General features: G+C 68.2%; 14 protein-coding genes. 11 read left to right on the forward strand and 3 right to left on the reverse strand.

Annotated elements, in window-relative coordinates; genetic code table 11:
• Positions 1-463: 463 nt before the first annotated feature.
• From Pmi06nite_RS10655 to Pmi06nite_RS10665, 3 genes are all read left to right on the forward strand, one after another.
• On the forward strand, positions 464-3064 hold the full coding sequence (locus Pmi06nite_RS10655) for a transglycosylase domain-containing protein (RefSeq protein WP_203952756.1): 2601 nt from the start codon (positions 464-466) through the stop codon (positions 3062-3064).
• 146 nt (positions 3065-3210) lie between these two features.
• The gene (locus Pmi06nite_RS10660) at positions 3211-4518 is read left to right on the forward strand and encodes a glycosyltransferase family 87 protein (RefSeq protein ID WP_203952757.1); all 1308 of its coding nucleotides are present in this window, start codon (positions 3211-3213) and stop codon (positions 4516-4518) included.
• Between the two features lie 166 nt (positions 4519-4684).
• Complete coding sequence (locus Pmi06nite_RS10665) at positions 4685-5917, forward strand: glycosyltransferase 87 family protein (RefSeq protein WP_203952758.1); 1233 nt, start codon at positions 4685-4687, stop codon at positions 5915-5917.
• Between the two features lie 71 nt (positions 5918-5988).
• Here the strand turns inward: Pmi06nite_RS10665 and Pmi06nite_RS10670 are convergent, their stop codons facing one another.
• Complete coding sequence (locus Pmi06nite_RS10670) at positions 5989-6783, reverse strand: deoxyribonuclease IV (RefSeq protein ID WP_239113808.1); 795 nt, start codon at positions 6781-6783, stop codon at positions 5989-5991.
• A gap of 176 nt (positions 6784-6959) precedes the next feature.
• Here Pmi06nite_RS10670 and Pmi06nite_RS10675 point away from each other — a divergent pair, with 176 nt between their 5' ends.
• Positions 6960-7139 (forward strand): hypothetical protein, encoded by a 180-nt coding sequence (locus Pmi06nite_RS10675; protein WP_203952759.1) that lies wholly within the window; start codon positions 6960-6962, stop codon positions 7137-7139.
• 67 nt (positions 7140-7206) lie between these two features.
• On the opposite strand, the gene Pmi06nite_RS10680 is transcribed toward Pmi06nite_RS10675, so the two are convergent.
• Positions 7207-7548 carry a hypothetical protein gene (locus tag Pmi06nite_RS10680; RefSeq protein ID WP_203952760.1) on the reverse strand — a complete coding sequence of 114 codons (342 nt, stop codon included), beginning with the start codon at positions 7546-7548 and terminating at the stop codon, positions 7207-7209.
• A gap of 179 nt (positions 7549-7727) precedes the next feature.
• Between Pmi06nite_RS10680 and rpsF the strand changes: the two genes are divergently transcribed.
• From rpsF to Pmi06nite_RS10715, 7 genes are all read left to right on the forward strand, one after another.
• On the forward strand, positions 7728-8018 hold the full coding sequence (rpsF, locus tag Pmi06nite_RS10685) for a 30S ribosomal protein S6 (RefSeq protein WP_203952761.1): 291 nt from the start codon (positions 7728-7730) through the stop codon (positions 8016-8018).
• A gap of 92 nt (positions 8019-8110) precedes the next feature.
• A complete protein-coding gene (locus Pmi06nite_RS10690) occupies positions 8111-8671 on the forward strand; it encodes a single-stranded DNA-binding protein (RefSeq protein WP_203952762.1) in 561 nt (186 codons plus the stop codon).
• 94 nt (positions 8672-8765) lie between these two features.
• Entirely contained in the window at positions 8766-9002 is a 237-nt protein-coding gene (gene rpsR, locus Pmi06nite_RS10695) for a 30S ribosomal protein S18 (RefSeq protein ID WP_061256131.1), read from the forward strand.
• 17 nt (positions 9003-9019) lie between these two features.
• Positions 9020-9466: a 50S ribosomal protein L9 gene (gene rplI, locus Pmi06nite_RS10700; RefSeq protein ID WP_203952763.1), complete on the forward strand. Its 447-nt coding sequence runs from the start codon at positions 9020-9022 to the stop codon at positions 9464-9466.
• Between the two features lie 197 nt (positions 9467-9663).
• The gene (locus Pmi06nite_RS10705) at positions 9664-10536 is read left to right on the forward strand and encodes an ABC transporter substrate-binding protein (protein WP_203952764.1); all 873 of its coding nucleotides are present in this window, start codon (positions 9664-9666) and stop codon (positions 10534-10536) included.
• Entirely contained in the window at positions 10533-11453 is a 921-nt protein-coding gene (locus Pmi06nite_RS10710; RefSeq protein ID WP_239113809.1) for an amino acid ABC transporter permease, read from the forward strand. The genes Pmi06nite_RS10705 and Pmi06nite_RS10710 overlap by 4 nt, the downstream gene beginning before the upstream one ends.
• Positions 11450-12193 carry an amino acid ABC transporter ATP-binding protein gene (locus tag Pmi06nite_RS10715; protein ID WP_275409561.1) on the forward strand — a complete coding sequence of 248 codons (744 nt, stop codon included), beginning with the start codon at positions 11450-11452 and terminating at the stop codon, positions 12191-12193. The genes Pmi06nite_RS10710 and Pmi06nite_RS10715 overlap by 4 nt, the downstream gene beginning before the upstream one ends.
• 11 nt (positions 12194-12204) lie before the next feature.
• Here Pmi06nite_RS10715 and Pmi06nite_RS10720 read toward each other — a convergent pair whose 3' ends face one another.
• Positions 12205-13530: an MATE family efflux transporter gene (locus Pmi06nite_RS10720; protein ID WP_203952765.1), complete on the reverse strand. Its 1326-nt coding sequence runs from the start codon at positions 13528-13530 to the stop codon at positions 12205-12207.
• Positions 13531-13586: the final 56 nt, after the last annotated feature.

Below are 13586 nucleotides of genomic sequence, written 5' to 3' on the forward strand. Positions count from 1 at the left end.
ACGAGGACGCGTGACTTACAGCAGCTACGGCCAAGAGGAACCTTCGGGCTCCGGCGGATCGCCCCGCCCTGGGCGTCGCCGCCGTTCGCCCGGACCGAGCGGGGACAACCGTGCGACGGCCCGCGGCGAACAGCCCCAGTCAGGACAAGGCCGTCCGCACGCCCAGCAGCCGCCTCCCGCGGCCCCCCGGCCGGCGCGGCCCAGTGCCCCGGCCGACCCTCGCCGTAGTCAGTCCGCGTTCGAGGACACGGCCGCGATGGGCGCGGTGCAGCCGCCGGCAGGCGGCCGCCGGCCCGATCAGCGCCAGCCCTCGGGAGACCCCCGCCAGCCCGGCCGCGACCCGCGACAGGGCGCAGGCGCCGGTGGCGCCGGCCCTCGTGGCGCCGATCCCCGCGGTGCCGGTCCACGGCCGCCTGGCGCCCCCGCTGGACCCGGTGCTCCGGCAGGTCCTGGTGGCGCCCTTGTGCCCGCGGGACCTGGCAGGTCCGCGCGCTCAGGCGCGCCCGGCGGCCCTGGAGTCCCCGGCGCCGACGGAGGCCGAGGCCGCGGTGGTCCGGGCGCGCCCGGCGACCGTACGCAGGCTCTGGGAGCGACCGCGGGCGGGTTCCGGCGCGATCAGGACGGTGAAGGCACCCAGGCGATGTCCGCGGGAGGCGCCCGCAGGGCAGGAGGGCCCGGCAGGCGTCGCATGGGCCCCGGCGGTCCTGGCGGCTCCGACGGCCCGGGCGGTCCCGGTGGCCGCGGGCCCCGCGACCCGTTCGACGACGACGACGATGAGAAGCGTCGCGACTGGAAGCGGTTCATCCCCAACTGGAAGATCGTCGTAGCCGGCTTCACGATCCTGGCCGCAGGCGTCTTCGGCATGATCGCGGTCGCCTACGCGAACACCCCGGTCCCCAAGGTCACCCAGGACGAGGCCCTCGCGCAGGGCAGCGGCATCTACTACTCCGACGGCAAGACGCTCATCTCTCACTACGGGGCCCCCCGTGAGATCATCCCCATCAGCGACGTCCCCGAGCACGTCCGGGACGCCGTCGTCTCGATCGAGAACAAGACGTTCTATCAGGACTCCGGCATCTCGGTCCCCGGAATGGCGCGCTCCGTCTGGATGACGGCGACGGGCCAGCAGTTGCAGGGCGCGTCCACGATCACGCAGCAGATGGCCCGCAACTACTACGACGGCCTCAGCCAGGACGTGTCGATCAAACGAAAGCTCAAGGAGATCTTCGTCGCGGTCAAGCTCGACAAGGAGCTGACGAAGGACAAGATCCTCGAGCAGTACCTCAACACCGTGAACTTCGGCCGTGCCTACGGCATCCAGGCGGCCGCCAAGGCCTACTTCAAGAAGACCGCCAAGCAACTCACCCCGGCGGAGGGCGCCTACCTCGCGGCCCGCATCCAGACGCCGGCCCTCGAGGCGGACTCTCCGCAACTCCAGGGCCGGTTCAAGGACGTCATCAACGCGATGGCGGCCTACAACCCCGGGAAGTACGGCAGCCTGCCGACCACTGCGAAGTTCCCCAAGACGATCAAGTCGAGCATCAACCAGGACCTCAGTGGCTCCAAGGGCTACATGGTCGAAGTGGCACTCCGGGAGTTGGATAAGAGAGGCATCCAGGCCGACAAGGTCGAGAGCCAGGGGTACAAGATCGTCACGACGTTCGACCGGAAGCTCATGTTGGCGGCGAAGAAGGCGGTCAAGGCCACGACCAATGGCATGGCCAAGGACTTCCACGCCGGACTCGCGGCCGTCGACCCCAAGACCGGACGGGTCGTCGCCTTCTATGGCGGAGACGACTACGAGCACGACCCGTGGAACGAGCCGTTCGACTCCAGGAAGCAGGCGGCGTCCGCTTTCAAGCCCTACGTCCTCGCCGCCTGGCTCGAGGCGGGGTACAGCCTCAACAGCTGGGTGCCCGGGAAGCAGACGGTTCCCGCGGAGCTTCCGGGCACCACGAAGATTTCGAACGATGAGGTCGTCAATCCTTCCATCGACGTGACCTACGCGACCGCGCACTCGATCAACACGGCCTTCGCCTCGATGGCCTTCGCGTTGCCCGGCAAGCTGGGCGATGTGAGGTCGCTGGCCGAGCAGGCAGGAATCAGTGAGACGGCGCTGAAGCAGGACGAGAAAGGCGTCAACGGTGAGCACGGGCACGGCTACCAGCTCGCGATCGGCAGCGTCGGGGTCACGCCGGTCGAGCAGGCCGCCGGCTACTCGATCTTCGCGAACAAGGGTCTGCACGCCGACTACCACGTGATCAAGTCGGTGACGCAGGGCAAGACGACCGTGCTGCCCGAGCTCAAGTCCCTCCGGCAGGTCATCTCGGAGGAGTCGGCGGCCGACGCGACCTCGGCGATGGAGGAAGTGCTCAAGGTCGGTACGGCCGCGGGCAAGGGAATCGGCCGTCCGGCGGCCGGCAAGACGGGAACGAACAACGACGAGAAGGAAGCCTGGTTCGTCGGCTTCACCCCGCAGTTGAGCACCGCGGTCGGGATGTACCGCGAGGAGTGCCGCACCAAGAAGGGCAAGGTCGTCCAGCCCGAGTATTCGAACTGCCCCTGGTCGGACGGGAAGAAGAACAGCAAGTACACCCCGCAGAAGCCGTACAGCTTGCCCTACGAGGTGTCGCTGCGATTCCAGGGTGCCGGTCCGCCCACCACGATCTGGCGCGCCTTCATGACGGCGGCGATGGAGGGCAAGCCGGTCGAGCAGTTCCCGCAGAAGGCCTTGATCGGCTCGCCCAACGACATCGTGGGGCCCCCGGCTCCGCCGAAGCCGCCGGAGGACCAGAACCAGAACCAGGGTCAGTTCTGTCAGCAGCACCCCGACCGCCCTCAGTGCCAGAACCAGAACCAGGGTCAGCAGTGCCAACCGGGTGACCAAAGGCCGGAGTGCCAGGGCCAGGGCCAGGGCCAGGGTCAGCAGTGCCAACCGGGTGACACCAGGCCGCAGTGCCAGGCCACCGACCCAAATCAGCCGAACCAGCCAAATCAGCCGAACCAGCCGAACACGCCGGTGACGACCCAGTCGGATAACCTCCGAAGGTTCGCGCGTCGATGACGTCGGGGGCCGGGACCGGATGAAGCCGGTCCCGGCGCCACCGTCGGTCATGATGGCGTCCGAGCGAGCGCCCGCGTGATGCCAGAGCGGAAATGTTGTGCCGGCGGTGTCGCGGACCTCGGGCGTTGAGTGGTGCAATACCCACCATGACAACCCCGACCGCGAACGCGTCCAGCCCCGTGCCGGGGCTCGCCCAGCGGGCAGTGCCGTACCTGCCTCTCGGGCTCCTCGCAGGACTCGGCGCCGTGCTCGCCTTCCTGTGGAAGTCGCCCTGCCGGTTCGGCGGCGCGTGGAACACCGGGGTCGGCCAGTACACCAACTTCTGCTACACGGACATCTATCCGCTCTGGTGGGCCGAGCACCTCAACGAGGGAAAGATCCCCTACGTCGACTATCCGGTCGAGTACCCGGTCGGCATCGGCGGGATCATGGAGTTGGTCCGTCGCCTCGCGCAGGGGGACGGGCTGGCCTTCTACGACATCACCGTCATCCTCATGGGCATCGCGCTGGTCGTCGGCGTCCTGCTCATGGCCGCGCTCGCCGGGCCGTCCCGCCGGTGGGACGCGCTGTGGTACGCCATCGGCCCGGCCGTCATCCTGTGCGCCTACATCAACTGGGACCTCGCCGCCGGCGCGCTCGCCCTCGGGGGCCTGCTGGCCTGGTCTCGCGAGCGGCAGTATCTCGCGGGCGTCCTGCTCGCCCTGGCGGTCGCCACGAAGTTCTACCCGCTGATGTTCTTCGGGGCGTTGTTCCTCCTCACGGTCAGGACGGCCAAGTGGATCCCGTTCCTGAAGACCGCCGGGGCCGCAGCCGGGACGTGGCTGCTGGTCAACGTGCCCATCATGATGATCAGCTTCGACGGCTGGAAGAGGTTCTACACGTTCAGCAGTGAGCGCGGCGCCGACTGGGGCGGGCTCTGGTTCTTCTTCCAGGCCAAGAACTGGGGCGTGCTTGCCGATCCGGATCTGCTGAACAGGCTGGCGATGGCCGCGCTGGCCGTGCTCCTGCTCGGGGTGGCGGCATTGGCACTCTTCGCCCCGCGAAGGCCGCGGCTCATGCAGTTGTGCTTCCTCGCGCTCGCCGCATTCATGATCACCAACAAGGTCTGGTCGCCGCAGTACGTGTTGTGGCTGGTGCCCTTCGCCGTGCTGGCCAGGCCCAAGTGGGGTGCGCTGGTGGCCTGGCAGGTGGCCGAATGCTGGTACTTCTTCTCGATCTGGCTCTACCTCGTCTCCCAGGACCCGGAGCACGCGAGCCTCGGCATCGGTGACACGGCGTACTTCCTGGCGATGTGGGCCAGGGCGCTCACGATCGTCGTCCTGATGGCGCTGGTGGTCAGGGACGTCCTGCGGCCGGAGTCGGACGTCGTCCGCAGGAACGGGATCGACGACCAGTCCGGTGGGGTCTTCGACGGCGCTCCTGATCGGTTCGTCCTGCCCCTGCGCACCGTCTGATCGGTCCGTACGGCCTGGCAGGGCGGACATATCGGTAGCGTGGAGCGCGTCGGCGGTGAGCGGACGGCCCCACGTCCCTGCTCGCCGTGCCGGTGCGGCACACCCTCTGTAGCCTTGTGGCAACGGTCCGGAAGGCGTGAATCGGATGCCGGAGGCAGGGCGTCAGGTGCGAAAGAGTCTCCCGTGGCGGGTGCTGGTCGTCTGGGCGGTGACCCGGGCGGGGTTGCTCCTCGCCGTCACCCAGTTCATCCCCGTCGGCCATGCCGGGCATTTCGAGAACGACGTCTCGCTCTACCGGGACTGGTCGCAGACCCTGCTCGCCGGGCACTTCCCGGCCGGTGACGACAAGTGGCAGTACCCCCCGCTCGCGGCCGCGCCGATGGTCGTGCCCCGCCTGCTGCCATGGAGCTACCACCTCGACTTCTACCTGGTCGCGCTGCTCTGCGACCTGGGGATTCTGCTCCTGCTGTGGAGATTCGCCCACAAGGTGGGCGCCGGCCGTACCGGCCTGTGGACCTGGACCGTGGGTGCGGCACTCCTCGGACCACTGCTCATCTCGCGCTACGACCTGACGGTGACGCTCGTGGCGGTCATGGCGCTGACCGCGTCGGCCGTCCCCGTCGTACGAGGGGCGCTCATCGGAGTCGGCCTCATCGTCAAGGTGTGGCCGGTCGCGCTGCTCGTCGGACTCCGGCGCGGGCGTGAGGCCCTGGCCGGCGCCGGATCGGCGCTCGCCGTCGCCGCAGCGGGCTGCGGTGTGGCCGTCCTGCTGATGCCGCACGCCCTCGACTTCCTCGCGGCCCAGGAGGGCAGGGGACTGCAGATCGAGTCTCCGGCGGCGACCCCGTTCGCCCTCGCTCGCGCGTTCGGCTGGTGGGACGGCTACACCAACTACCAGCACGGTGCGATGGAGGCGGTCGGACCCGGAGTCGCCACGGCGGAACAGTTGGCCCTGTTCGCGACGCCGGTGGCCCTCGCGTTGCTGGCGCTGTGGTGGGTGCGGGCGGCGCCGAACGCCGGGACCTACCACGACGCGGCGCTCACCGCGGTGCTCTTCCTCGTGGTCACCAGCAGGGTGCTCTCGCCGCAGTACATGACCTGGGTGGCCGGGGTCGCGGCGGTCGTCATGACCGTACGGCCCAGCGACCCCGGAGCCGGACAACGACCGGTCGTGTGGCTGGTCCTCGCCGCGACCCTGCTGACGGGAATCATGTATCCGTGGCTGGAACAGGACTACAGCTGGACGGGTGACCTGCCCGGGACCCTGGTGCTCGCCGTCCGCAACCTCATCCTGGTCGTGGCCGCGATCATGTCCTTCGTCCGGCTGTGGCGGAGCACCTCGCGCCGGAGCAGGACGGTGGGGGCTCCTGCGCACCGCTTCGCCGTACCGACCGTGTGAGAGCGGAGGCGTGGACTACCCGATCCCTGTGAGCTTCAATCCAGAGATTCATCCACAGGCTGTGGATATCCCTAGAGGTGCTTGCGGAGGAAGGCGATGTCGTCGGCCTGGCCCTCGGCGGGCGTCTCCACGACGATCGGCGCCCCGGCGGCCCGGCACACGGCGAGGATCAACTCGGGATCGATCTGTCCGCTTCCCAGGTTGGCGTGCCGGTCGGCGCCCGAGTCGAAGGAGTCCCGTGAGTCGTTGCAGTGGACGAGGTCGATCCGGCCGGTGATGGCCATCACCCGGTCCACGATGTCGAGCAGTTCCTCGCCGCCGGCGTGGAAGTGGCAGGTGTCGAGGCAGAACCCGACGACCGAGGGGTCGGGTGCACCCGAGGTGACCGCGTCCCAGAGGCGGGAGATCCGGTCGAGCTTGCGGGCCATCGCGTTGCCGCCGCCCGCCGTGTTCTCGATGAGCACGGGGATGGGGCACTCCGTGCGTTCGAAGACCTTGCGCCAGTTGTCGAAGCCGATCTGAGCGTCGTCCGAGGCGTTCACATGGCCGCCGTGCACGATCAGGCCCTTGGCCCCGATCGACGCCGCGGCCTTCAACTGGCCGTCCAGGAGTTTCCTGCTGGGAATCCGGATCCGGTTGTTCGCCGTCGCGACGTTGATCACGTAGGGCGCGTGGACGTAGACGTCCACGTCGGAGTCGCGAAGCGCGTCGGCGGACTCGGGGATGACCGGGCCCTTCCACCCCTGGGGGTCGCCGAGGAAGAACTGGACCACATCGGCGGAGCGCGAGGCGGCGTGCGCCAGAGGATCGTCCTGGTCGACGTGGGCCCCGATCCGCAGGGACTGGTCGCCGTGATGCCTTTCCATCCGGTTCCTCCATCACTCGCGTGCCACTCGCCGGGCAATCCGGGAGCAACAGGACTCAAAAAGGAAAGTGCCGAACCCTAGGCGTCTTCCAAGAGCGTTTCAAGGGGGCACACCCGGGCAGTCGCAAGGTCGCACGCGCCCTGCGACCCGCGCGCCGATGATACAAGGAGACGAGCATGCGATATCGGCTGGGAAGCTTCCTCTTACTCATCTACATCCTGGTCGGCCTCTACGTGGCGTGGGTGCACGACTACCTGACGCCCACCCTGCTGAGGCAGATCGCCCAGGCCCTGCTCGCGATCTTCCTGTGGTTCCTCATCCTCCTCGGTGTGAACCTGCACATCGGCGGAGGGTGATGCCGGACCACGTCGTCATACGCCGGGCCCCGGACCTGCCCCGGGGCTCGGCGCATGCCCGGCCCGGTCAGGGCGTCGGGAGGAACCCGCCGTGGGCGATGCCCAGCGCCGCCCCGACGAAGGACCCCACGACGCCCACGATGATGAGGCTCCGCTGAGCCGTCGTCGCCGAGACGTACTGGGTGTAGAGGCCGCCGAGGAACCCGACGGCGCCCGCCCACGAGGCGATCACGTGGGCGTTGACGATGAATCCGGTGACGAACGCCAGCAGGCCCACCAGTAGTGTCCCCACTGTCATGGCGTTCTCCGCCGGGTGCCTGACCCCGTCGGTGTTGAGCGTGAACCTGCTGGGCGCGCGTCCGGCGGTGTTGCTGGCGGTGTTGCTGGCGGGGCCAAGAACGTTTCGCATCGAGGCCACCCCCTCTCCTCCCTCCAGTTTGCCGCGAGTGCCGGGGTAGGGCCAGGTGCCTGGTAGCCTTGTTCGGCTGCGTCTGATATAGGCCCGGGTGTATGCCGGGCCTCTCGCAGTGCCCTCCTGTCACGGCAAGGCGTCGTGACCGCAAGAGTCCAGAGGAGGTTGGATTCCACATGCGTCGTTACGAGATGATGGTCATTCTCGACCCGTCCCTCGATGAGCGCACCGTGCAGCCCTCACTCGACCAGTTCCTCACCGTCGTACGCAACGACGGCGGAAGCGTCGAGAAGGTAGACGTCTGGGGACGTCGCCGGCTGTCCTACGACATTGCCAAGAAGTCCGAGGGCATCTACGCCGTCGTCGACCTGTCCGCGGAGCCCGCCACGGTCAAGGAGCTGGACCGTCAGCTCAACCTGAACGAGGGCATTCTCCGTACCAAGGTCATCCGCCCCGAGCTTCACTGACCAGTGACGCGAAGCCCGGCGGTTTGTCGGGCGATAGCCGTACTCTGAGCCCCTAAGGCTCGGCCGGCGGGATAGGAAGGCGAAAGCGACCGATGGCAGCAGGCGACACCACGATCACCATTGTCGGCAATCTTGTCGACGATCCGGAGCTGCGCTTCACCCCGACGGGGCAAGCCGTGGCCCGATTCCGCATCGCATCCACTCCGAGGTTCCTCGACAGGACCACCAACGAGTGGAAGGACGGCGAAGGCCTGTTCCTGACCTGCAACGTATGGCGCCAGGCGGCGGAGAACGTCGCCGAGAGCCTGCAGCGTGGCATGCGGGTCATCGTGCAGGGACGGCTGCGCCAACGGTCGTATGAGACCAAGGAAGGCGAGAAGCGCACGGTCTACGAGGTCGAGGTCGACGAAGTCGGCCCCTCGCTGCGCAACGCCACCGCCAAGGTGAACAAGACCACCCGCCAGGGCGGTCAAGGTGGCCAGGGCGGCGGCGGTTTCGGCGGCGGGCCCGCGGGCGACCCCTGGGCGACCGCCTCCCCGTCACCTCAGGGTGGCGGTGGCTTCAGCCAGGGCGGCCAGGCAGGCGGCTTCGGCGGTGGCCAGGGTGGCGGCGGCGGTTTCGGCGGCGACTTCAGCGACGAACCGCCCTTCTAGCCTTCACCTCTGATCTCACGTCTCTCGTCACATCATCATCAATAAACCGACCGACCATTCCCGCTTCATGCGGGGCTCTGAAAGGAGCACCACGATGGCGAAGCCGGCACTGCGCAAGCCGAAGAAGAAGGTTTGCCTGTTCTGCCACGACAAGATCTCCTACGTCGACTACAAGGACACGGCGCTGCTGCGGAAGTTCATTTCCGACCGCGGCAAGATCCGTGCCCGCCGGGTGACGGGCAACTGCACCCAGCACCAGCGCGACGTGGCCACCGCTATCAAGAACGCTCGTGAGATGGCCCTGCTGCCGTACACGAGCACCGCGCGCTAGGAAAGGAGTCTCAGGACATGAAGCTCATTATCACCACTGAGGTCTCCGGTCTCGGCGCTCCTGGCGACATCGTCGAGGTCAAGGACGGCTACGGCCGCAACTACCTGATCCCGCGCGGTTTCGCGATCCGCTGGACGCGCGGCGCCGAGTCCCAGATCGCCTCGATCAAGAAGGCGCGCGACGCCCGCGAGATCCGCGACCTGGGCACCGCCAAGGAGGTCGCCGGTCAGCTCGGCGCACTCAAGGTGAAGCTGAAGACCCGCGCGGGCGAGTCCGGCCGGCTCTTCGGCTCGGTGACGACGAGTGACATCGCCGACGCCGTCAAGGCCGCGGGCGGGCCGCAGCTCGACCGCCGCCGCATCGAGATCGGCAGCGCGATCAAGAGCCTGGGCACCCACCGGGTCAGCGTCAAGCTGCACCCCGAATTGGCTGCCACGGTCGAAGTCGAGATCATCGCCGACTGATCCGGCGACGGTTTCACGAGGGCCCCTTCCCGGTTGCGGGAGGGGGTCTTTTCGTATCCACCGAGACGTCAGATCGCGGCACCCGTGATGTCAAATCACGACTAATCCCCCTGGGTAAAGCCGGGTACCACGAAACGCTAGTATCTTTCCCATCAATTACGCGGATTTCGTGGAAGATCTTGTTGGTGGAGGCTGGAATGCGCCGTACTTCTCTATTGCTGGCGTTCGGTGTACTCGCGGTGGCGGCGGCCGCGTGCGCACCTGCGAACGACACCTCCACGGCTAGCTCGGGCGCCGCCAGCCCGGCGGCCTCCGCGACCTGCGCCAAGGACCAGCTTCCGCTGACCACGCCGGGCAAGCTCACGATCGGCACCGACAAGCCGGCCTTCGAGCCCTGGTTCAAGAACGACGATCCGTCCAACGGGCAGGGCTTCGAGAGCGCCGTGGCCTACGCGGTGGCGCAGAAGCTGGGCTTCACCAAGGACGAGGTGACCTGGGCGGTCGTGCCGTTCGACTCCTCGTTCGCGCCGGGGCCGAAGAAGTTCGACTTCGACGTCAACCAGATCTCCATCTCGCCCGAGCGTCAGAAGGCCGTCGACTTCAGCCAGGGTTACTACACGGTCAAGCAGTCCGTCGTCGCGCTCGAGGGCTCCAAGTACGCCGGCGCCACGACCCTGGCCGAGCTCAAGGACGCCAAGATCGGTGTGCAGGCCGGCACCACCTCCCTGCAGGCGGTCCAGCGGGTCATCCAGCCCGCCTCCGACCCGAGCGTCTACAACCAGCAGATCGACGCGATCAGCGCGCTGAAGAACAAGCAGATCGACGCGATCGTGGTGGACCTGCCGACCGGGTTCTACGTGACCGCGGCCCAGGTCGAGCACTCCAAGATCGTCGGTCAGTTCGCGGCGACCGGCGGTACGCCGGAGGAGTTCGGCCTGCTGATGCAGAAGGGCAGCGGCCTGGCCTCCTGCCTGGACAAGGCCGTCGGCGACCTCAAGTCGTCCGGTGAGCTGGCCACCATCGAGACCCAGTGGCTGACCGGCAGCGCCGGCGCCCCGGAGCTGAAGTGACCGAAGGAGAGGCCGCCCCGCCTGCTGCCTCCGACGCCTCTGAAGCCGCCGCCGTTCCGGCTGCTCTGGTCGAATGGACGAAGAGCGACCGGCAGATCCGCCGAGAGGCCGACCTGCGGCGGCGGGCGAGACGATCGACGTCGGTCGCCACCGCGTCCACCATCGTGGTCGTCACCGCGGTCGTCGTGCTGGTCACCGCGTCACCCGGCTGGCCGCGGGTCCAGGAGACCTTCTTCAACCCGTCCCAGTTCGTCGAGGGCCTCCCCGACGTGTGGCGCGGGTTCCTGCTCAATGTCAAGATCTTCTTGATCGCGGAGCCGCTGATCTTGATCCTCGGCCTCGTCGTGGCTCTGGTGCGGACCCTGCGGTCGCCGGTGTTCTTCCCGCTCAGGGCGGTCGCCGTCTTCTACACCGACACCTTCCGCGGCATCCCGACGATTCTGCTGATCTATCTGGTCGGCTTCGGCATCCCTGCGCTGGCGCTGCAGGGCGCACCCAGCGACCCGGTCACGCTCGGCATCATCGCGCTGGTTTTGTCCTACGGCGCCTACGTCGCCGAGGTGTTCCGTTCGGGCATCGAGTCGGTCCATCCCAGCCAGCGTGCGGCCGCGCGTTCACTCGCACTCAGTCACGGGCAGACGATGCGGTATGTCGTGGTCCCCCAGGCGGTCCGCCGGGTGATCCCGCCGCTGCTCAACGACTTCGTCTCTCTGCAGAAGGACACCGCGCTCGTCGCCGTCCTCGGCCCGCTCGAAGCGTTGCGCCAAGCGTCGATCCATGCGGCTGAGACGTTCAACTACACGCCCTACCTGTGCGCTGCGCTGCTGTTCATCGCGCTCACCGTGCCGATGGCCCGGCTCACCGACCACCTCGCCGCGCGGACGGCCCGTCGCCAGATGGCGGGAGGACACCTGTGAGCCTGCTGACCGTCGAGGGTGTGTGGAAGAACTACCACCACCACAGTGTGCTGCGCGGGATCGACCTCGAGGTGGCTCCGCACGAGGTGGTCTGCCTGATCGGGGCCTCCGGCTCGGGGAAGTCGACGCTCCTGCGCTGCGTCAACCTGCTGGAGACGATCGACGACGGTTCGATCTACCTCGACGGGTCGGAGATCACGGACGTGCGGACCGACCCGGACGACGTCCGCAGGCGGATCGGCATGGTCTTCCAGTCCTTCAACCTGTTCCCGCACATGACGGTGCTGGACAACGTCACCCTCGCGCCGCGCAAGGTCCACAAGACCCGCTCCGACCAGGCGGAGGCGGAGGCCAGGGAGTTGCTCGCCCGGTTCGGCCTCGCGGACAAGGCGGGTGAATATCCCGACCGGCTCTCCGGCGGCCAGCAGCAGCGGGTCGCCATCGTCCGGTCGCTGGCCACCCAGCCCCGTCTGCTCCTGCTCGACGAGGTCACCTCCGCGCTCGACCCCACGCTGGTGACGGAGGTCCTGGCCGTCATCCGCGAACTCAAGGACGCGGGGATGACGATGATCATCGCCACTCACGAGATGAGTTTCGCCAGGGACATCGCCGACGCCGTCTGCTTCCTCGAAGGCGGGGTGTTGCTGGAGCACGGGCCGCCCGAGCAGATCTTCACCGCTCCGGAACATCCTCGGACTCGCGGGTTCCTCCAGCGGGTGCTCGACGCCGGCCGGCTGTAGCCGGTCGCCGATCAGGCTCCGGTCACCATCCAGGCCGTGCCGTACGCGCGGACGCTCAAGGTGATCATGCGCGCGACCATCCACGCGCCGAGCGCGAGCCACAGCGCGAGCAGGCTTCCGGCGAAGGCGGCGAACGGCAGGTAGGCGAGTGTGGACAACAGCGACGCCCAGGCGAGATAGCGCCGGTCGCCGGCTCCGATGAGCACGCCGTCCAGGACGAAGACGATGCCCGCGACGGGCTGGAACAGCGCCACCGGCCACAGTGCCGTCATCAGTTGCGCGGACACCGCGGCGTCCGCGTCGAACAGTCCGGGGATGACGGGCCGTGCCAGGAGGACCACGACGCCGAACACGACGCCGGAGGCGATGCCCCACATGACCATGCGTTTCGTGGCCGACCTGGTGCCCGCGACGTCCCCCGCTCCGAGGGCTCGGCCGGTGATGGCCTGGCCCGCGATGGCGATGGCGTCGAGGGAGAACGCCAGGAACGTCCAGAGCCGTGCGGCGATGGTGTGGGCCTCGATCTGGGTCTCGCCCATCCTCGTGGCGAGAGACGTCGCGACGAGCAGCACGAGCTGGAGGCATGCCGTACGGATGACGAGGGCGAAGCCCGCGGCTCCCGCGGCGCGCATGCCGGGCAGGTCGGGCCGCAACGAGGCGCCGTGCCGCCGCGCCGCCCGCACGACGAGCGTGAGGTAGACCGCGGCGGACAGGGTCTGCGCGATCACCGTCCCCCAGGCGGACCCGGCGATGCCCCAGCCCAGCCCCAGGACGAACCAGAGGTTCAGCAGGCCGTTGAGCACGAACGAGCCGACCGACACGGCGAGCGGTGTCCTGGTGTCCTGCATCCCGCGCAGCACACCGGTCCCCGCGAGCACGATGAGCATGCCCGGGGTGCCCAGCAGGCTGACCCGCATGAACGTGACGGCCAGCGCGGCGAGGTCGCCCGTCGCTCCGAACAGATGTACGATAAATGGCGCAAGAGGCCAGCAGGCCACGCCGATCGCCACGCCGATGGCGGCCGCCAGCCATATGCCGTCGACACCCTGGCGCATCGCCCGCCGCAGGTCGCCCGCCCCGAGTTGCCGGGCCACCGCGGCGGTGGTGGCGTACGCGAGGAACACGCACAGGCCCACGAGGGCCGTCAGGGCCGCACTGGCGACGCCGAGGGCGCCGAGAGCCGGATCGGGAAGGTGTCCGACGATGATCGAATCGGTGAGCAGGAACAGCGGCTCGGCCACGAGGGCGCCGAACGCCGGGACGGCCAGCCGCAGGATCTCCCTGTCGTGGGTGCGACCCTGTCGGTTGTTTCGGCCGATTCCGGTCGTAAGTGGCATGAGGCTATTTTGCAACTTACTGACGTATGCCCGTTCGGTATCGGCCTCCGGGACAG

The organism is Planotetraspora mira, assembly GCF_016863275.1.
Lineage (GTDB): Bacteria > Actinomycetota > Actinomycetes > Streptosporangiales > Streptosporangiaceae > Planotetraspora > Planotetraspora mira.